20 protein-coding genes are annotated in these 18895 nt (G+C 69.8%); 4 read left to right on the forward strand and 16 right to left on the reverse strand.

Annotated elements, in window-relative coordinates; translation table 11 throughout:
- Nucleotides 1-56 precede the first annotated feature (56 nt).
- From MJ797_RS20405 to MJ797_RS20420, 4 genes are all read right to left on the reverse strand, one after another.
- Entirely contained in the window at nt 57-1670 is a 1614-nt protein-coding gene (locus MJ797_RS20405) for a leucyl aminopeptidase (protein WP_239338737.1), read from the reverse strand.
- A gap of 13 nt (nt 1671-1683) precedes the next feature.
- Nucleotides 1684-1851, reverse strand: a complete 168-nt coding sequence (locus MJ797_RS20410) for a DUF3117 domain-containing protein (RefSeq protein ID WP_013872340.1) — start codon at nt 1849-1851, stop codon at nt 1684-1686.
- A gap of 219 nt (nt 1852-2070) precedes the next feature.
- The gene (locus MJ797_RS20415; RefSeq protein WP_239338740.1) at nt 2071-2547 is read right to left on the reverse strand and encodes an SRPBCC family protein; all 477 of its coding nucleotides are present in this window, start codon (nt 2545-2547) and stop codon (nt 2071-2073) included.
- 131 nt (nt 2548-2678) lie between these two features.
- Nucleotides 2679-3137: a DivIVA domain-containing protein gene (locus tag MJ797_RS20420; protein ID WP_239338759.1), complete on the reverse strand. Its 459-nt coding sequence runs from the start codon at nt 3135-3137 to the stop codon at nt 2679-2681.
- Between the two features lie 257 nt (nt 3138-3394).
- Between MJ797_RS20420 and folP the strand changes: the two genes are divergently transcribed.
- On the forward strand, nt 3395-4207 hold the full coding sequence (folP, locus tag MJ797_RS20425; RefSeq protein WP_305039795.1) for a dihydropteroate synthase: 813 nt from the start codon (nt 3395-3397) through the stop codon (nt 4205-4207).
- Here the strand turns inward: folP and MJ797_RS20430 are convergent.
- From MJ797_RS20430 to fdxA, 6 genes are all read right to left on the reverse strand, one after another.
- Nucleotides 4204-4785 carry a TIGR00730 family Rossman fold protein gene (locus MJ797_RS20430; RefSeq protein WP_239338783.1) on the reverse strand — a complete coding sequence of 194 codons (582 nt, stop codon included), beginning with the start codon at nt 4783-4785 and terminating at the stop codon, nt 4204-4206. The genes folP and MJ797_RS20430 overlap by 4 nt on opposite strands.
- Nucleotides 4782-5732, reverse strand: a complete 951-nt coding sequence (locus MJ797_RS20435; protein ID WP_374582678.1) for a TIGR00730 family Rossman fold protein — start codon at nt 5730-5732, stop codon at nt 4782-4784. Before MJ797_RS20435 ends, MJ797_RS20430 begins: the two co-directional genes overlap by 4 nt.
- Before the next feature lie 96 nt (nt 5733-5828).
- Entirely contained in the window at nt 5829-6881 is a 1053-nt protein-coding gene (dapE, locus tag MJ797_RS20440) for a succinyl-diaminopimelate desuccinylase (protein ID WP_239338889.1), read from the reverse strand.
- Nucleotides 6882-6951: 70 nt separating this feature from the next.
- Nucleotides 6952-7797 carry a 2,3,4,5-tetrahydropyridine-2,6-dicarboxylate N-succinyltransferase gene (locus tag MJ797_RS20445; protein WP_239338786.1) on the reverse strand — a complete coding sequence of 282 codons (846 nt, stop codon included), beginning with the start codon at nt 7795-7797 and terminating at the stop codon, nt 6952-6954.
- 158 nt (nt 7798-7955) lie between these two features.
- Nucleotides 7956-9326, reverse strand: coding sequence for a succinyldiaminopimelate transaminase (gene dapC / locus MJ797_RS20450; RefSeq protein WP_305039794.1), 1371 nt, complete (start codon nt 9324-9326; stop codon nt 7956-7958).
- 50 nt (nt 9327-9376) lie between these two features.
- Nucleotides 9377-9700, reverse strand: coding sequence for a ferredoxin (gene fdxA, locus MJ797_RS20455; RefSeq protein ID WP_239338789.1), 324 nt, complete (start codon nt 9698-9700; stop codon nt 9377-9379).
- Between the two features lie 365 nt (nt 9701-10065).
- On the opposite strand from fdxA, the gene MJ797_RS20460 reads away from it, so the two are divergent.
- Nucleotides 10066-10941, forward strand: a complete 876-nt coding sequence (locus MJ797_RS20460) for a transglutaminase-like domain-containing protein (protein ID WP_239338792.1) — start codon at nt 10066-10068, stop codon at nt 10939-10941.
- A gap of 12 nt (nt 10942-10953) precedes the next feature.
- Here MJ797_RS20460 and MJ797_RS20465 read toward each other — a convergent pair whose 3' ends face one another.
- The 5 genes from MJ797_RS20465 to MJ797_RS20485 all read right to left on the reverse strand — a co-directional run bounded on the left by MJ797_RS20465 (nt 10954) and on the right by MJ797_RS20485 (nt 15716).
- Nucleotides 10954-11454: a flavin reductase family protein gene (locus tag MJ797_RS20465; protein WP_239338795.1), complete on the reverse strand. Its 501-nt coding sequence runs from the start codon at nt 11452-11454 to the stop codon at nt 10954-10956.
- A 110-nt stretch (nt 11455-11564) separates the two neighbouring features.
- A complete protein-coding gene (locus MJ797_RS20470; protein ID WP_239338798.1) occupies nt 11565-12074 on the reverse strand; it encodes a DUF6113 family protein in 510 nt (169 codons plus the stop codon).
- A 27-nt stretch (nt 12075-12101) separates the two neighbouring features.
- Nucleotides 12102-12980 (reverse strand): N-acetyl-1-D-myo-inositol-2-amino-2-deoxy-alpha-D-glucopyranoside deacetylase, encoded by an 879-nt coding sequence (gene mshB / locus MJ797_RS20475; RefSeq protein WP_239338912.1) that lies wholly within the window; start codon nt 12978-12980, stop codon nt 12102-12104.
- Between the two features lie 217 nt (nt 12981-13197).
- Entirely contained in the window at nt 13198-15036 is a 1839-nt protein-coding gene (typA, locus tag MJ797_RS20480) for a translational GTPase TypA (protein ID WP_239338817.1), read from the reverse strand.
- A 248-nt stretch (nt 15037-15284) separates the two neighbouring features.
- Entirely contained in the window at nt 15285-15716 is a 432-nt protein-coding gene (locus MJ797_RS20485; protein WP_239338820.1) for a (deoxy)nucleoside triphosphate pyrophosphohydrolase, read from the reverse strand.
- 106 nt (nt 15717-15822) lie between these two features.
- Between MJ797_RS20485 and MJ797_RS20490 the strand changes: the two genes are divergently transcribed.
- Complete coding sequence (locus tag MJ797_RS20490; protein WP_239338823.1) at nt 15823-16131, forward strand: 4a-hydroxytetrahydrobiopterin dehydratase; 309 nt, start codon at nt 15823-15825, stop codon at nt 16129-16131.
- Nucleotides 16132-16404: 273 nt separating this feature from the next.
- Nucleotides 16405-17595, forward strand: coding sequence for an ABC transporter substrate-binding protein (locus tag MJ797_RS20495; RefSeq protein ID WP_239338826.1), 1191 nt, complete (start codon nt 16405-16407; stop codon nt 17593-17595).
- A gap of 90 nt (nt 17596-17685) precedes the next feature.
- On the opposite strand, the gene ychF is transcribed toward MJ797_RS20495, so the two are convergent.
- Complete coding sequence (gene ychF, locus MJ797_RS20500) at nt 17686-18762, reverse strand: redox-regulated ATPase YchF (protein ID WP_239308420.1); 1077 nt, start codon at nt 18760-18762, stop codon at nt 17686-17688.
- Nucleotides 18763-18895 lie beyond the last annotated feature (133 nt).

The following is an 18895-nucleotide window of genomic DNA, read 5'->3' on the forward strand; positions in this document are numbered from 1 at the left end:
GCTTCGCGGCTCCACCGCGGGCGCCCAGGCTCGCTCACGGGATGCTGGGCAGGACCTCAGGATGTGAGCCACGCCAGCAGCGTGCGCACGCCCCAGCCGGTGCCACCCCTGCTGATCTCACCGTCGTCGCTGTCCGCGCGGGCGGTACCGGCGATATCGACGTGCGCCCAGGGGATACCGCCGGTGAACTCCCGCAGGAACAGCGCGGCCGTGATCGACCCGCCGGACACGTCCAGCGCGGTGCCGATGTTCGCGAGATCCGCCACACCGGACTCCAGGGCCGGCCGGTACTCATCGACCAGCGGCAGCCGCCACAGCCCTTCACCAGCTGTCTGAGCCGCCCGGAACAGCTCACTGGCAAGCGCGTCATCGGAGGAGAACAGGCCGGCCGTCCGGCGGCCCAGCGCAACCGTGATCGCACCGGTGAGCGTCGCCAGGTCAATGATCGCGTCAGGCGCGAGGCTGGCCGCGTAGGCAAGCCCGTCCGCAAGCACAAGGCGGCCCTCGGCATCGGTGTTGAGCACCTCGACGGTGGTTCCGCCCCAGCAGGAGACGACATCACCGGGCCGCATCGCGGCACCACCGATCATGTTCTCCGCGAGGCAGAGCAGACCGGTGACCCGGTCCCGCACGCCCATTGCCGACAGGGCCGTCATGGTCGCGAGCACGGCAGCCGCCCCCGCCATATCCGTCTTCATCGCGGCCATGGACGTCGCGGGCTTCAACGACAGGCCGCCGGAATCGAAGGTGATCCCCTTGCCCACCAGCGCCACATGCCGGCCGCGTGAACAGCCGGGATCGGCCGCCGGAGCACCGTCGTAGCTCAACCGCACCAGCCGCGGTGGCCGCGACGAGCCCGCGCCCACCGCGGCCAGCCCGCCGAAGCCCTGTTCGGCGAGTTCAGCCGGGCCCAGGACGTGCGCGTCGAGCCCGGCCGCACGGGCGGTCTCGACCGCGCGCGCGGCGAACCACTCAGGCGACTTGACCAGGCTCGGCATATTGGTCAGATCGCGGGCGAGATGCACGGCACGACTGGTCACGGTGGCGACGGCGACGGCGGCGCGCAGCTCGGGATCCCGGGGGTTCGCGACAATGATCGTGGCTTCCCGCAGGGCCTTCGACCGATCATCAGTGGTCCCGTCACAGACGTCACCGTCGCCGTCACCGCCGCCGGTCAGCGCGGCGGCGCCGTCGGTCAAGGCGGCGACCAACGGACGGTAGGCGGCCAGCAACAGGCCTTCGGTGAACGCGCGCAGGCCGATGGCGTCGACCCCGGTCTCGGCGTCCGCGAGCACGACCGCCCGGCTGGCGGACGCGGCCCGGCGGGCGAACGCCGCACCAGCCGCACGCCAGGCCGCCGGGTCCCGCCTGCCGGCTCCCAGCAGCAGCAGCCTCGTCGGCGGGTCGGCCCGCCCCAGCGGGACGACGACCACCTCCGCCGGCTCGCCGCTGGCCCGCTCCGCGCCCAGCAGAAGATCCAGGTCAAGACCGAGCGAGTGCCCGACCGCGCGACCGGCCGCCGTCACCGCGGCCGTGACGATCTCCTTCCCCGCGGGGAAGGTCAACAAAGCCAGGACCGGCACGCCGACCTCCAGTGGCGTACCGGCCCGCAGCGTCACGATCGGTGGGCGGGGGACGGCCCACCCGGCGTCCGCTGGAACGTCGAACACGCTGGCCGCGCGTCTAGCCGGCGGCCGACTTCAACGCGTCCCCAAGGTCCTTCGCCTCGTCGGGCAACAGCTCCACCACAAGACGGCCACCCCCTTCCAGCGGGACGCGCATGATAATGCTGCGGCCCTCCTTGGTGACCTCGAGCGGACCGTCACCCGTCCGCGGCTTCATGGCCGCCATCGGTGCACCTCTTCCTGCCGTCGGACCTGCTACCACCGGCGATTATCCCGGAGAACAGGCCGGGAACCGAAACACGTCACCCCGCAGCGCCACAACAGACACAGCTTGCCGGGATCGCGAAGCACCAGAGAAGCCTCCGAATGGACAACACACACGCAATCCGGACCAACGTCCATGATCAGAACGTTACGACGATCCGGCCGCGGCGTCAGTCGGAGGTCAGCCGCACGTCACTTTTCGGATGTTCCGAGCGAACCGGCGCAGTGACACCCACAACGCACCCGCGACCATCGGCCGCAGCAGCGCGAACCCGGCCCGGCCGAGCCATCCCAGCGGCAGCTCCAGGTCTTCGGACCAGACAAACCGCGACCGCCCGGCGGGCAGGGGAACCACCACGAAGGCGCCACCCCCGCGCACCGCCCGGCCGGTATGGCGAACCAGGCAGCGGTACGGCGGCTCCCATTCGACGATCTCCATTGAGTCGACGAGCGCCAGCGGGCCGATCCCGGTACGGGCGATGATGCATCCGCCGACCCCGATCCCGCCCTGGCGGCTTCGGACCACCGTCGTCGCCAGGAGCCACTCGCCCTGACGCTCCCAGTCCGTCAACGCCGCGAACACGGTTGCCGGCGCGGCATCCACCTCGACGGCCACGGTCAGCGTGCCGGACCCGCGCCGCTTCACACCGGCGGCCACGGGAACGCGCTCCCGGGATGACTGACGCTCAACATGAAGATCTCCCGTAGTGGTCCGCCGGCTCGAAGGCCTCGCATCCTCCACATCTGCCGGGACTCCCGTCCACGCAGCCATGCCCGCCCGGCGGCCGGTTACTCCGCCGGCGGGGCCGCCGGGCCGACGGCATCGGCGTGGCCGGTCCAGCCGTCGCGCTCCGCGCTCCGGTAGCTCGGCGCCGGCTGGTCGGCATGCGCGAAGGAAGCCAGCCTGACCATCTCCTCGTCCCGCCGCGCGAGTTCAGCGTCCCGCCAGGCAAGCTCGTCCGCGAGCCGCGCGACCACCGCGTCGACCTCGGCCATCCGGTAGCCCCGGAACGCCATGTCGAACCGAACACCGGCGAGGTCGGCAGCGGACACGGTCAATGCCGGCAGGCCGTCACCGGCCGCGTCCGGCGGCGCTGGCGACAACCGGTCGAAGCGTCCGACCGACAGGGCCGCGACGGCGAAGACAATTGCGGCAACAACCACTATTTCGACGACGAGCAACACATCCACGATCGTGGCACGGGTTGAGGAATTATGCCGCACCCGCCACCCCGGCAGCACGATCACCGCTCTTTTTCACGCGGCCGCAGGCCTGCGCAGGCTCCGGTCGGGTCCGCCGCATACCTGGCCGGCAGATGAGCTTCCAGCGCCGACCACTAAAGTTCCCTGCGGTGAGCGACATCTCCTCGACGGGCGGAGCCGCCAGCCCCGCCCACACCGCCGGCACCACGGGCACCACGGGCAGAGGGCTCCCCGCGGGCACCCGGGCGGCCAGCGACCTCCGGCTCGGCTCATCGACGTTCCGCCCGTCCGACCTGACCATCATGGCAATCATCAATCGGACACCCGACTCGTTCTTCGACCGAGGCGCGACCTACGGCGAGCCGGAAGCGCTGGCCGCGGTGGATCGTGCCGTCGCCGAAGGCGCCCAGATCATCGACATCGGCGCGGTGAAAGCGGCACCGGGCGAGGACGTCGACACCATCGAGGAGCTGCGGCGGCTCGGCGGGTTCGTCGCGCTTGTCCGGTCCAGGCACCCCAGCGTCGTGATCAGCGTGGACACCTGGCGTGCCGAGGTGGGCCGGGTGGTGGCAAGTGAAGGCGCCGACCTGCTCAACGACGCCTGGGGCGGTACCGATCCCCGGCTCGCCGAAGTCGCCGCCGAGCACGCGCTGGGTCTGGTCTGCACCCACGCCGGGCACCTGCCGCCGCGCACCCGGCCACACCGGATCGCCTACGACGACGTGGTCGCCGACATCATCGCCACCACGACCGGGCTCGCGAACCGCGCGGTGGCGCTTGGCGTGCGACCGGACGGCGTGATCGTGGATCCTGGCCACGACTTCGGCAAGAACAGCCGGCATTCCCTGGAGGCGACCCGCCGGCTCCCCGAACTCGCCGCAACCGGCTGGCCGGTTCTCGTCGCGCTGTCGAACAAGGACTTCATCGGCGAGACCCTCGACGCGCCGGTCACCGACCGCCTGGAAGGGAGCCTCGCCGCAACCGCGGTCAGCGCCTGGCTCGGTGCCAGGATCTTCCGCGCCCACCAGGTCGCCGAGACCCGCAGGGTGCTGGACATGGTGGCGGCCATCCGCGGTACCCGCGACCTCGCCGTCGCACGCCGAGGCCTCGCCTAGGTGGCTCCGGCAATAGGGGACGCGGCGGCGCGGGACTGGGGCACGCCGGCCTCGAGAAGATCCAACGCGGCCTCGACCGTGTTCGCCCAGCCCAGGGCGTTCCGGGCCGCCGGCCGGACGAAACCCCGCCGGACCAGTTCGTCCACCTGCGCCCGGAGATGGGCGAACAGGCCGTCCGGGTCGAGGACGACGACCGGCTTGGCATGCATCCCGAGAACGCGCCCGACCCACATCTCCAGCAGCTCCTCCAGGGTGCCAAGACCGCCAGGGAGGGCGAGGAAGGCGTCCGAGCGGATCTCCAGGAGCCTCTTGCGCTCCCGCATCGTCTCGGTGACGATCAGCTCGTCCGCGTCGCCGTCGGTGATTTCCAGGGCCGACAGCGCTCGGGGAATCACGCCGATGGTGCGGGCTGCGCCAGCACGGGCCGCGCGGGCGACCGCACCCATGCACGAGATGGAGCCGCCACCCGAAACCAGGCCGTGGCCGCGGCGGGCGAGCGCGGCACCGACCGCCGCGGCCAGCTCGAGGTAGGAGGGATCGATCGCCTCGGACGACGAGCAGTAGACACAGATGTTCACGCGGGCTCGCCGCCCGGACGCCCGGCCTCCGAGCCCGGCTGGTCGTTGCCCAGGCGGTGGCTGTTGACGATGATCTGAACAGCCTCGTCCACGTCATCGGTGAGAGTGACAAGATCAAGATCTGTCGGCAGGATGCGCCCGGCGCCCGCAACCGTGGTGCGCAGCCAGTCCAGCAGGCCCGCCCAGTACCGCGAGCCCATGAGCACCACCGGGAAGCGGGTCACCCTACGGGTCTGGACGAGCGTGAGCGCCTCGAACAGCTCGTCGAGCGTGCCAAGCCCGCCTGGCAGGATCACGAATGCCTCGGCGTACTTGACGAACATGGTCTTGCGGACGAAGAAGTACCGGAAGGTCACCCCGAGGTCCACCCAGTCGTTGAGACGCTGTTCGAACGGGAGCTCGATGCCGAGGCCGACCGACAGGCCGCCAGCCTCCTGCGCGCCCCGGTTGACAGCTTCCATGGCCCCCGGGCCGCCACCCGTGATCACCGCGTAGCCAGCCCGGACGAGCGCGCCGCCGAGCCGCTCGCCGAGGGCGTAGTCGGGGTCCTCGACGGGGACACGAGCCGAGCCGAAGACCGTCACCGCCCGGGGCAGCTCGGCGAGCAGCCCGAACCCCTCGACGAACTCGCTCTGGATCCGCAGGACCCGCCACGGATCGGCGTGGACCCAGTCAGCCGGACCGCGGGTGTCCAGCAGATGCTGGTCGGTCGTCGACCCTTCGACCAGCCCACGGCGAACGGTGATGGGCCCGCGTTGCCGCTCCGGCGGCCGGCGGGTCCGGGCTGGCCGATCCCGGCCCGGAGCCGGGCCCGGGCTCGGACTGGCGGCCGAGGCGACGGCGACAGAAACATCGGCGGAAGCGGGGCCAGCGGAAACCGTTCGGGCGGCCACGGCACCGTCGGCGACAGGAACGTCTGGCTGGGTCGGGTTGGTAGGCGCACTCACGAGCTGTAACATAACGTTCCAGCGTTACGTTCAAGATCGTAAATGGGTAACCGATCGAGAAGTTCGACGGAGGTTACCCGAAACATCCCGTGCGGGTCAGCGCATGAGGTAGCGCCGCAGCACGTCCTCTGTCGCGCCGATCCGCGCCACCTCGACATACTCGTCGCGGGTGTGGGCGAGGTCAGGGTCACCAGGCCCGAAGTTGAGCGCCGGGATACCGAGCGCGGCGAAGCGGGCCACGTCTGTCCAGCCATACTTGGCCACGGGCACACGTCCCGCAGCCGCCACGAACGCGCTGACGACGGGCGCGGTGAGGCCGGGCAGCGCGCCGGGCGCGCTGTCGGTCACCTCCAGGGCGAAACCGTCGAGTACGGCACGGACATGCTCGAGCGCCTGATGGACATCACGGTCCGGGGCGAACCGATAGTTGACCGTGACCGCACAGGCGTCCGGGATGACGTTGCCGGCCACGCCGCCGCTCACCCACACGGCGTTGAGACCCTCGCGGTAGGTACAACCATCGATGGTCACCGTCCGTGGCTGGTAGTCGGCGAGGCGCTCCAGCAGCGGCGCGGCGCGGTGGATCGCGTTCTCGCCAAGCCATGCCCGCGCCGAGTGCGCCCGGCGTCCACGTAGCGAGACCACCACCCGTAGGGTGCCCTGGCAGCCCGCTTCGATCTCGCCCGAGGTCGGCTCCAGGAGCACCGCGAGATCGGCGTCCAGCCAGTCGCGATGGCGCTCGGCAACGCGGCGCAACCCGTTGAGCTCGGCGCGGACCTCCTCGTTGTCGTAAAAAACCCAGGTCACGTCATGGGTGAGGGGCTCACCCGCGAGCGCGGCGGCCAGCCGCAGCAGTACGGCCACTCCCGACTTCATGTCGGAGGTCCCGCAGCCGTAGAGCCTGCCAGCCGCGAACCGGGCGGGCAGGTTGTCCGCAATCGGCACGGTGTCGAGGTGCCCGGCCAGCAGCACCCGGGTCGGCAGCCCCAGGTCGGTACGGGCAACAACGGTGTCGCCGTCCCGGTCGACCCGCAGTCCGGCGACGCCGGTCAGAGCCGTTTCGACCAGGTCCGCGAGGGCGGCCTCGGAGCCGCTCACCGACAGGACGTCGACCAGAGCGCGGGTCAGTTCCACCGCCGAGGCGGTCAGGTCGAGCGGCGCGCCGCGGCCGAGCGGGGAACGCTCGGCGGATGGTCCAGGTAGCGGGCCAGGTAGCTGCTCAGCTGGCAACGCCGTGCTCCCGCAGGATGTCGTTCAGCGCGAGCTTGTCGTGGATCTCCCCTTCAGCCAGCGTCCGCAGCACCAGGATGCACGGCATGGCGTAGTCCCCGCCGGGAAACGACCTCACCCGGCTCGACCCGACCGCCACCGCCCGCTGCGGGATCTCCCCACGCGGGTACTCCTCGCCGGTGACCGCGTCGAACACGTGCGTGGAGGCGGTCAGGATCGCGCCGGCGCCGAGCTTGGCCCCGCGGCGCACCCGGGCGCCCTCCACCACCATGGCACGGCTGCCGATGAACGCGTCGTCCTCGACCACCACGGGCCTGGCGTTCGGCGGTTCCAGCACCCCGCCGATGCCGGCCCCGCCAGACAGGTGCACCCGGCGCCCGATCTGCGCGCAGGAACCGACCGTCGCCCAGGTGTCGACCAGAGTACCGGCACCGACGTACCCGCCGATGTTGGTGTAGCTCGGCATCAGCACCGCGCCGGGTTCGACATGCGCCCCCCAGCGGACGATCGCGCCCGGCACGACCCGCACCCCGTCGAAGGATGTCTTGAGCGGCACCCGGTCGTGATAACGGAAGTCGCCGGCCGCGGACTCGGCCATCGGCAGCACCCGGAAAGCGAGCAGGATAGCGCGTTTCGCCCGCTCGTCCACGACGACGTCGCCGCTGTCGGCGACATGAGCGACCCGTGCCTTCCCCGCGTCCAGGAGGTTGACCGCCTCGACCACGACATCGTGCAGGCTGCGGCCGGCCAGCGCCTCGGCGGCGTCAGGATGGTCCCACAACAGGTCGATGACCGGGTCTATCGCGGAGTCGATGATCTCGCCCGATGTGCTCACGCCCCCGACCCTAACGAGGCGCCCGCCGTCCGTGCCCCACCGGCCCCGAAGGATCATGATCCTGGAAGGTCGGGGAGCCCACCAGCAAGCCGGAGCCAACGCGGGGCCAGGAGGCGGGAGCGCGACCGCCCCGGACAGCACCCCGGCCCCGGATGGGGCTACCGGATGTCCGGCGGCTCCGTCGTGACCCGGAATCCGGGGCGGCCACCCCGGCCGTCGCCCGGCCACGGCACCGCCGGGAGCGTCCCCGGGCCCGCTGCGGGCGCCGGCCCCCTGTCCTGGTACTGGCCCCCCTGCTGGTGCTGGTAAGCGGTGTCCGGCCGTGCCCCGGCCACGGGCAGGCCCCCGGTCGGCGGCCCGGCCGGGAGGAGCGGCGCGACCGGACGGGCGCCGGTCTGCTGGCCGCCGCCGGCGTACCCGACGGCGGCCACCGGCGCCGGTGGCGGGTTGACCGGCTGCGGTGGCGGCAACATCGCCATCCGCTCCGGGACGGTGGCGACCTGGGCGTCCGGCCCGGTCAGCGCTATCCGGACGTGCCTGCGCCCGGCCTCGCCATAGAACACGCCGGGGGCGACGAGCACACCCACGCTCGCCAGGGCGTCCACCGTCGTCCAGGCTTCCTCCCCGCGGGTCGCCCACAGGTAGAGCCCGGCCTCGCTGTGCTCGATCGTGAAACCGGCAACGGCCAACGCCGCGGCGAGCACGGCCCGCCGGTTGGCGTAACGCGCCCGCTGCTCAGCGACGTGCATGTCGTCGGCAAGGGCCGCGGTCATGGCGGCCTGAACCGGTGTCGGCACCATCGACCCGCCGTGCCGCCGCACCTCCAGCAGCCCGGTGACGAGCCGCGGATCCCCGGTGACGAAGCCGGCGCGGTAGCCGGCGAGGTTCGACCGCTTGGACAGCGAGTGCACCGCGAGCAGCCCCTCGTGGGAGCCGCCGCAGACATCCGGATGCAGCACCGAGACGGGCCGGGCCTCCCAGCCCAGCTCGATGTAGCACTCGTCGCTGGCGACGACGATGCCGCGCTCGCGGGCCCAGCCCACGACCGCCCGCATCTCGTCCACGGTCAGCACCCGGCCCGAGGGGTTGGCGGGAGTGTTCAGCCAGACCAGCGCCACACCGTCCGCCGGGCCGAGCACCGGCTCACAGCGGGCGAGCAAGGCACCGACCTCGTAGGTCGGATAGGCCGGTGTCGGTATCCAGACGCGGTCGCCCGGCCCGAGCCCGAGCTGACTCGGCAGCTGCGCGACCAGCTCCTTCGTCCCGATCACCGGCAGGACGCTGTCGGGCTCGACGATCACCCCGAGCCGGCGCGCCAGCCAGCCCGCGGCCGCGTCCCGCAGCTCGGGCGTACCCGCGGTGGCCGGATAGCCGGGGGCGTTCGCCGCCGCCGCGAGGGCATGCTGGACCGCGAGCGGGGTCGGGTCCACCGGCGTGCCGACCGACAGGTCGACCATGCCATACGGGTGTGCGCGGGCCTTGCGCGCGAACGGCGCGAGGGCGTCCCAGGGGAAGTCGGGCAACCGCACCCGGAAGTGATGGGCCTGCCGGAGCGCTCCAGCAGGCCCCGTAGGCCCGGTCAGGACTCGCCCTGCGGCGCCAGCGCGGCGACGCCGGGTGGATCGAAGTCGAGCGCGCCCACCTTCGACGCCCCGCCAGGCGAACCGAGCTCCTCAAAGAAGACGGCGTTGGTGTCGGTGAAGCCCTTCCACTGCTCCGGAACGTCGTCCTCGTAGTAGATGGCTTCGACCGGACAGACGGGCTCACACGCTCCGCAGTCGACGCACTCGTCAGGCTGGATGTACAGCATCCGTCCGCCTTCGTAGATGCAGTCGACCGGGCACTCCTCGATACAGGCCCTGTCCTTGACATCGACGCAGGGCTCCGCGATGACGTAGGTCACCGGTTGTTCCTCCTCGGCTCACGGGCGACTGATTCCCTAGTATCGACCTCGACGGTTCTGTGTCGACAACAAGGGCGTTCGCTTGTCGTGTATGTCGTCCGTATCACTCCTGCTGACGTCGGCGCCAGGGTTTCCGTCCGCCGGCGGGTCGCCGGTCCGCTGCCACTGACCGACGTCGTCGGGCAGCTGCTGTCCTGGACCGATCGATGTCTGACGATACGGACCAGAGACGGTTCCATCGTGAAGGTCGCGGAAACAGATCTCGTTGCCGGCCGGAGGGTGCCGCCACGGCCGGTCCGCCCAGCGGCCGCTGGGCAGCGCAACGCCGGGCAGTGCAACGCTGGGCATACGGAGGCGAATCCGCAATGAGTGCCCGAACACGGCGCCAATTCACCGACATCGTCCGCCGGGATCCGGTCGATGTCGCGCTGGCCTGCCTGCTGATCGCGGCGGAGGTCGAACCAGGCCTCGACCCAGCCCGCGAGCTGGCCCGATTCGACGCCCTTGCCACGGACGCCGGTCGCCTTCTCGACATCGCGCCGGACGACCTCGGCACCGCGGCGGACGGGCGGCCCGCCAGCCGGCGCACACTCGCCGGGCTGGACCTGCGTGCCGCCGCCGAGATCCTGCGGGAGGCGCTGGGAACGCGGGCCGGCTTCCACGGTGACCCCGGCAGCTTCGACAGCCTGCACGCCTGCCTGCTCACGTCGGTGCTCCGGCGCCGGCACGGTCTGCCGATCATGCTGTCGATCGTGTGGCTGGAGGTCGCCCACCGCCTCGGCGTCCCCGCGTACCCGATCGGACTGCCCGGCCACGTCATCGTCGGTGTCGGCGCACCGGACCGGCACGTCCTGGTCGACCCGTTCGCCGGCGGCCGGCTGATCACCGTGCACGAGGCCGCGGAGAAGGTCCGTTCCGCCGGGGTGGCGTTCACCCGTTCGCAGCTCAAGCCGATGGACCCGACCGACCTGCTCATGCGGGTACTGGGCAACATCCGGATCTGGGCGGCACGGACGGAGGCCATCGCGACGCGGCTGTGGGCCGTCGAGCTGTCCCTGTTGCTGCCGCGCCATCCCACCCACCTGCTCCGGGAGCGCGGGGAACTACGTGCCCGCCGCGGTGACTTCATCGGCGGCGCGGCGGATCTCACGGCTTTCGCCGACGTGGTCGCTGCCCTGGAGCCGGCCGCGGCCGGCGCGGCCCGGGAAGCGGCACACGCCGCCCGTGCCCGCTTGAACTGACGCCGGTCGCTCTTAGTGGTCGGCGGCGAGCTCCCGGTACATCCCCCGGTAGAACAGCAGGGGAGGCGCATCACGGCTGGATCCCTCCAGTGCCACGACTTCACCGAGCAGCAGGGTGTGATCACCGCCCTCGTAGGTGAGGACCGTGCGGCACTCGAACGCCGCGAGCGCGTCCGTCAGCAGAACCACGCCGGTCGCGGCTCCGATGGAATGCTTCCAGCTCTCGAAAAGGGTCTGTGCGTCGTGCCGGTCCTGGCTGGCGAAGAAGCGGGACGCCTCCCGCATGTCCGCGGCAAGGACGGAGACGCCCCACACGCCCGCGCCGAGGACCGGCGTGTGGAAACGGGACATCTTGCCAACGCTGACCAGCACCAGCAACGGGTCGAGTGACACGGAGGTGAACGAGTTCGCGGTAATCGCGAACGGCTGGCCCTCGAAAACAGTGGTGATGACCGTGACACCTGTTGCGAAACGCCCGACCGCCCGGCGGAAGGCGTCCGGATCGACGGCCACGCGGACACGCTACTCCCGCGGTGGTTTGCCGAGGCACTCCCGACCTGCTCGTGACAACGACCACATCTCCCTCCCGGCCAGCCACGACTTCATCCCCCGGTTGCGGCCCCTCAGCGTCCGGGACGACGCCGCTCCGGAGGCTGCTCCAAGCCCTGCTCCGACGGACGCTGGTCCGGGTGCGGAGCGGAGACAGAACCGGGCGAACCGGTCGCCAGTGTCGCGGACAGGCCGCGACGGGGCGGGCCGAGCATCGCCACGACAACCGGAACGATCGCGCCGACAAGCAGAAACAGGTACCCGGCGGTGTCCGCCGTCAGGAGAAGATCACCTTCAGGACGCGCGACGCCAAAACACAGCACGACCGGGATCCAGCCCGCGGCAACGATCATGGCACCGAGGCGGGTGCCGGTGAACCAGCGCACCAGCAGCGCCGCGGCGGCGTTTCCGGCCAGCGCGAAGGCAACTCCGACCGACAGCAGGACCCCGCCGGGCCGGGGGCCCACGGGAACGAGGAACACGCCGTAGAAGCCGAGCGCAAGACCGACCAGCCAACCGAACACGTAGGCCGCCCCCAGGAAAGCCCGAGACGGTTCAGCGCCGCTGCCGCTGACCGCGTTCACGTCCCTACCCACATCCGTATAGATCACTTAGAGATCGAGCCCGGCGAAGAGGTCGGTCTCGCGCCCGTTCGGGCCGCCGGCCGGTCCGCGCTCACCCCGGGTGAGGATGTAGTGCTCGGTGCCCCACGCCCGGTGGCCGATGCCGTCGGCCAGGACGAAGAAGAAACCGTCCGTCGTCATCTGGGTTGCATGCGCCCGCATGGCCGCCACCTTCGCCTCGAAGTAAGCGGGTGAATCAATCTCAGTGGTCACGGCACTGTCCGGCACCGCCATCGGCACGTCATCCGCCGACTGCACACCGTCGAACAGCTCACGCCCGGTACCCGACGAGCGGAAGTAGTCGATCCCAGCCTGGATCATCGACCGCGCGACCGCGGTCTGGTACAGCTTCGCGGGCTGCCAGGGCGGCCCGGCATCCGGAGCGAAGGACGGATCCCCCGCCACCTCGAACATCCGCACGGTCAGTTCGTGCGCACGGATGTGGTCGGGATGCCCGTAGCCACCGTTGCTGTCGTAGGTGACCAGTACCTGCGGACGGACCGCACGGACGATCTCAGCCAGCGCGGCCGCCGCCTCGTCGGGATCGGCCCGCCACAGGCAGCGCGGATCGTCGTTCCCAGGAGTGCCCATCATGCCGCTGTCACGCCAGCGGCCCGGCCCACCGAGGAAGCGATGGTCGGTGACGCCGAGCGCCTCGCACGAGCGCGCCAGCTCACCGATGCGGTACCCGCCGAGCTGGTCGCCCCGGTCGGAGCGCAGATTGATCAGTTCTGGAACGAGCACCTCGCCCATCTCCCCGAGCGTGCACGTGACAAGAGTCACATGAGTCTCCGGGTCGGCGGCGTAGGACGCCATGGTCAGCCCGGTCCCGATCACCTCATCGTCAGGGTGGGCATGCACGAACATCACCCGTCGCGCCGGCAGCTCGATGAAGTCCGGCCCAGACCCGGTCGGCACAGTGGGAGCAGTCACACCCACGACCCTACGGGGCGCGGCGGACGCGACGGCAGCGGAGCCCACCAGCCACGCTCCGCGAGGATGAACGGAGATCACCCGAGGAGCGAAGCCCGGCCGGCCCGCCTACCTCACGCACACGACGACAGCCACCGCACGCTGGTCGAGGTCACGCCCGGCGGCGGGAACGGAGCTTCTCCCGCTCCGCCGCGGTCAGCGCGACCTTGCGCATCCGCACCGGACCGGGCGTGACCTCCACGCACTCGTCCTCCCGGCAGAACTCCAGCGCCTGCTCCAGGGACAGCTGCCGGTGCGGGGTGAGGCGCACCAGCTCGTCCCCGGTGGACGAGCGCATGTTGGTGAGCTTCTTCTCCTTGGTGGGGTTGACGTCCATGTCGTCGGCACGGGAGTTCTCCCCGACGATCATCCCTTCGTAGACGTCGGTGGTCGGGCCCACGAAGAGGGTGCCGCGCTCGCCCAGGTTGTACAGGGCGTACGCGGTTGCCACACCAGCACGGTCAGCCACCATCGAACCCGTCGCACGGGTGCGGAGCTCCCCGAACCAGGGCTCGTAGGAGTCGAACACGTGGTGCATGAGCCCGGTGCCGCGGGTCTCGGTCAGGAACTCGGTCCGGAAGCCGATGAGCCCGCGGGCCGGCACCTGGTACTCCATCCGGATCCAGCCGGTGCCATGATTGATCATCTGCTCGAGGCGGCCCTTGCGGACCGCCAGCAGCTGGGTGAGCGTCCCGAGGTACTCCTCGGGCGCGTCGATGGTGAGCCGCTCCACCGGTTCGTGCCGCTTCCCGTCGATCTCCCTGGTGACGACCTGCGGCTTACCGACGGTGAGCTCAAAGCCCTCGCGGCGCATCAGCTCGACCAGGATCGCCAACGCGAGCTCCCCGCGGCCCTGCACCTCCCAGGTGTCGGGGCGCTCGGTCGGCAGCACCCGGATGGAGACGTTGCCGACCAGTTCGGCATCCAGCCGGTTACGCAGCAGCCGCGCGGTCAGCTTCGTCCCGGACTTACCGGCCAGCGGGGACGTGTTGATCCCGATGGTCATGCTGATCGACGGCTCGTCGACGGTGATGACGGGCAGCGGCCGAGGGTCCTCGGGGTCGGCCAGCGTTTCGCCGATCATGATATCCGCAATGCCCGCGATGGCGATGATGTCGCCTGGACCGGCCTGCTCGCCCGGCACCCGCTCCAGCGCCTTCGTGACCAGCAACTCACTGATCTTCACCCGGTCGGTACGGCCGTCCGCGCGGCACAGCATCACGCTCTGCCCACGGCGCAGTGTCCCGTTGTGCACCCGGCACAGCGCGAGCCGGCCGAGGTAGGGGGATGCGTCAAGGTTGGTGACGAGCGCCTGCAAGGGTGCCTGCGGGTCGTAGACCGGCATCGGGACCGACTCAAGCAACACGTCGAACAACGGCTTGAGATCGGGTGAGTCGGGGTTGCCGCCGTCCTCCGGCCGGTTCAGCGAGGCGCGTCCCGCCTTGGCGTTGCAGTAGACGATCGGGAAGTCGATCTGGCTCTCGTCCGCGTCGAGGTCGAGGAAGAGCTCGTAGGTCGCGTCGACGACCTCGGCGATCCGGGCGTCGGAACGGTCCACCTTGTTGATGACCAGAATGACCGGCTGCCTGGCTTCCAGTGCCTTGCGCAGGACGAACCGGGTCTGCGGCAGCGGGCCCTCGCTCGCGTCGACCAGCAGCACGACCCCGTCGACCATGGACAGGCCACGCTCGACCTCGCCGCCGAAGTCCGCGTGGCCAGGCGTGTCCACAATATTGATCGTGACGTCGCCGTACTGGACCGCGGTGTTCTTCGCGAGGATCGTGATGCCCTTCTCGCGTTCGAGATCCATCGAGTCCATGACGCGATCCGTCGCCTCGGCATGGTCACCGAAGGCGCCGGACTGCCGCAGCATCGCGTCGACGAGGGTTGTCTTGCCATGATCGACGTGGGCAATGATCGCGACGTTACGCAGATCGGCGCGGACGGACACGGTGGCGGGCTCCGGTACGGACGTGGGGCAGCGGCCCCGAGGCTGATTGTTGCTGGACAGATGGTGCTGACATCGTGACGCCGGACGCGGAACCCGGCCCGGCGGGACACCCCGCGCGCCAGGCATGGGTACCAGAAGATCATCCCATTCCAGCTCGCCTCTCGGGGTCTACCCGCCATGGTACGGACCCGCGAGACTCCACATCGAAAATCAACAGAAGGTTTATTTCTCAACACCTTCCGTTAATATTATCTATCATCCCACAACGCCAGAACACCCGCCGCCAGGGCAACACGAAGATCGTTAATTAACGGTAAGTCCGGAGAGAGCCACGCTACGTTATCAAGTTCGTGCGATGCCAGCCACCGCAGTTCCGAATGCGCGATCATGTATGGCTCGCCACCGACGATCCGAGCGAACCGCACCCGGAGCACCCAGCCGGCCGTGGGCAGCGCGACCTCGCCGAGGACCGCTCCCACCTCGATGTCCACGCCGAGCTCCTCGCGGCACTCGCGCGCGAGCGCGGTCACCTCGTCCTCGCCGGGCTCGACCTTGCCACCGGGAAACTCCCAGCCACCGGCGAGCGCGGGAGGATCACGCCGGCAGCAGGCCAGCACGCGGCCTTGCGTGTCGATGAGCGCCGCGGCTACCACAACCCGCCGGATGCCTGTCGACTCCATAGCCGCACACACTCTCATGGCGGTGGGTTTCCCCGCGGCAAGGAGGGCTCGCTCACCCAGGCGGGTAACACCGAAGTCACCCGACAAACCGAACGGAGGCCATTCCATGCCCACCAGGCTCGACGCGGACCGGCTCGCCGACGCACTCGGCGAACTACCGGGATGGAACGGTGATACCTCGACAATTGTACGAAAAGTCACCATGGATGATGAGACCGCAGACGAGGTGGTCGAGCGGATCTCGCTCGTGGCGAACACAATGAATCACCATCCCATCGTTGACCGAGCACACGGCGTGACAACCTTCACGGTCTGGACGCATTCGCAGGGCGGCGTCACAGAGCTCGACATCACGCTGGCATCCCGGATCTCCGACGTCCTACGTCAGCACGGCATCGCGGACCCCGGCAGGTAAGAGCGCCCGGCAACAGGGGTGCGGCGGCACGGCAATCCCTCATGCGCCGCCGCATCTTTCCGACTACTCGTCGTGCCTCCAAGGCTCTGACCTGGGAACCCTCGGCGTCCCCATCAAAACTAGGTGATATGAATTAGCTATTCGCCTTGATCTATCGGGCGTCGGATCCCGGGAAGGTCACCCCAGCGCCACGCTGGATCAGCGTGACAAGACAACCACTGTTCGTGGAGGCCTACTGTGCGGCATCGCATTCCGTTTGGTCAGCGGTCTGCCATGGCCGTCGTCGCCGTTGTGCTGGCGGCAAGCTGCGGCGGCGGTAACGGCGACACACAGAGCGCGTCCGCGAACGCAGCCTGCACAACCCCCGGCATCAGCCCGACCACAACCAAAGTCGGGCTGGTCTTCCCCTCCTCAGGACCCGCGGCACCGCAGTTCGCGGACTTCCGGGCCGGCATAGACGCGCGGTTCGGCGTGGAGAACGGCAACGGCGGCGTACATGGTCGCCAGCTCGTCTACGACTGGTCGGACGACGGCTCCGACCCGGCCACGAACCGCGCCGTGACAACCGGGCTCGTCGAAAGATCACAGGTCTTCAGCATCCTCCAGGCCAGCAACGTCGTCTCCGGTTCAGCCGACTACCTGCACAAGAATGGCATACCGGTGGTCGGCTTCTCGGCGGAAACCGTCTGGAGCAAGGACGACAACATGTTCACCTGGTCGAACTACCTCACGGACGGCGCGGCGCCGACGACATGGGGAACATTCGCGAAGAACCTGGGCGGCCGGAAGGCCGCCGTGCTCCGCATCGCGTTCAGTGAGGCATCGGGCATCTTCGCCCAGAAGATGACGGACAGCCTGAAGGCCGCGGGCATCGACGTGGTCTACACCGACCAGATCTCCGTGACCGGGACGGACCCGTCCATGATCGCCGCAAAGATAAAGAGCTACGGTGTCGATGTGCTCGCCGGCGCGCTGACGGTCGACGCTTTCGCGAGCATCACCAGCGCGGTCAACCGAGCGCAGATACCGCTCAGGGTCTCGATGTCCCCGTCCGGGTACGACCAGGCGGTCCTCATCAAATACGGCGCCCAGCTCGCCAGAACCTACCTGTTCCTGAACGTCGCGCCGTTCGAGGAGAACCTGCCCGCGCACAAGGCGTTCATCGCCGGGATGACGGCGTACGCCCCGCAGCTCCAACCACCGACCCAGAGCGTCGCCCTCAGCGGCTGGATCACCGCCGACCTGTTCATCCGCGGGCTTCAGGCCGCCGGCTCGTGCCCCACCCGCCAGTCCTTCATCAGCGGGCTGCGAGATGTCCACGACTACGATGCCAACGGTCTGGTGGTACCAGCCTCCGACATGGCCAAATACCAGAGCGCCGCACCGTGTTACACCTTTGTTCAGATCAACGCCAAGGGCACCGCCTTCGACGTGCAGCAGCCGGCGCCATACTGCGGTCAGTAGCTCGGCGGCGGTGGGCTCGGCGTGCCCCCGGGTAACCGGCGTGGAACGCGATCACCCGTACCCTGCCCCACCTGCGGAAACGGTGTCTGATCAGACGTTGAAACGGAACTCCACGACGTCACCGTCGGCCATGACGTAATCCTTGCCCTCGATACGGACCCGGCCAGCGGCCCGAGCCGCGGTCATCGAACCGGCCGCCATCAGGTCGTCGAACGAGACGACCTCCGCCTTGATGAACCCGCGCTGGAAGTCGGTGTGGATGACGCCCGCGGCCTCCGGCGCGGTCGCGCCGGCCCTGATTGTCCAGGCCCGCGACTCCTTCGGCCCCGCCGTGAGGTAAGTCGCCAGGCCCAGCGTGTGAAAGCCGATCCTGGCCAGCTGGGCCAGGCCGCTCTCGGTCTGCCCCAGGGCCGCCAGCAGCTCGGCGGCGTCGTCGTCGGGGAGCTCGCTCAGCTCGGCCTCGACCTTCGCGCACAAGACCACCGCGTCGGCCGGGGCGACCAGCGCCGCGAGCTCCTTACGCCGGCCGTCGTCGGCGAGGACGTCCTCGTCCACGTTGAACACATACAGGAAGGGCTTGGCGGTGAGCAGGAACAGCTCACGCAGCGCGGCCCGGTCGACGCCCGGATCGGACGAAAGGGTGCGGCCCGCGTCCAGTACTTCCCGGGCGTGCTTCGCGGCGGCCAACATGGCCTGCCTGCTCTTGTCGACCCGCGCTTCCTTCTCCAGCCTGGGCAGGCGCGCGTCGATGGTCTGCAGGTCGGCGAGGATCAGTTCGGTGTTGATCGTGGCGATGTCGTCAGCCGGATCGACACGGCCGTCGACATGGACGACGTCCGGATCGGAGAAGACTCGGACAACCTGGCAGACCGCGTCCGACTCGCGGATGTTGGCGAGGAACTTGTTGCCGAGGCCCTGTCCTTCGGCCGCGCCGCGGACAAGCCCGGCGATGTCGACGAAGCTGACCGCAGCCGGCACCGTACGGGTGCTGTGGAACACCTCGGCCAGCCGGGCCAGCCGGGAGTCCGGAACGCCGACGACTCCGACATTCGGCTCGATGGTGGCGAACGGGTAGTTCGCGGCCAGGACGTCGTTACGGGTCAACGCGTTGAACAAGGTCGACTTGCCGACGTTGGGTAGTCCGACGATCCCGATCGACAAGCCCATGACGCCGCAGTCTACGGGGCGGGCCGCGGCCGGCGTCCACATACCACTGCCGGACGACGCCCAGAAGATACCGTCGGCGTCCCGCCAGGCGCGATCGTGGCCGGCGTGAAGCCTGCCGGGTACCAACTGCCGA

The sequence above is a fragment of the Protofrankia sp. CiP3 genome, from assembly GCF_917627345.1.
Taxonomy (GTDB): Bacteria; Actinomycetota; Actinomycetes; order Frankiales; family Frankiaceae; genus Protofrankia.

Bases quoted from the DNA above. Each gene is read 5' to 3' on its own strand.
- MJ797_RS20460 (WP_239338792.1), top strand. From the start codon at position 10,066: ATGAGTGCCCGAACACGGCGCCAATTCACCGACATCGTCCGCCGGGAT.
- MJ797_RS20485 (WP_239338820.1), bottom strand. From the start codon at position 15,716: ATGGAGTCGACAGGCATCCGGCGGGTTGTGGTAGCCGCGGCGCTCATC.
- ychF (WP_239308420.1), bottom strand. From the start codon at position 18,762: ATGGGCTTGTCGATCGGGATCGTCGGACTACCCAACGTCGGCAAGTCG.
- folP (WP_305039795.1), top strand. From the start codon at position 3,395: ATGGCAATCATCAATCGGACACCCGACTCGTTCTTCGACCGAGGCGCG.
- MJ797_RS20490 (WP_239338823.1), top strand. From the start codon at position 15,823: ATGCCCACCAGGCTCGACGCGGACCGGCTCGCCGACGCACTCGGCGAA.
- MJ797_RS20495 (WP_239338826.1), top strand. From the start codon at position 16,405: ATGGCCGTCGTCGCCGTTGTGCTGGCGGCAAGCTGCGGCGGCGGTAAC.
- mshB (WP_239338912.1), bottom strand. From the start codon at position 12,980: ATGTTCGTGCATGCCCACCCTGACGATGAGGTGATCGGGACCGGGCTG.
- MJ797_RS20410 (WP_013872340.1), bottom strand. From the start codon at position 1,851: ATGGCGGCCATGAAGCCGCGGACGGGTGACGGTCCGCTCGAGGTCACC.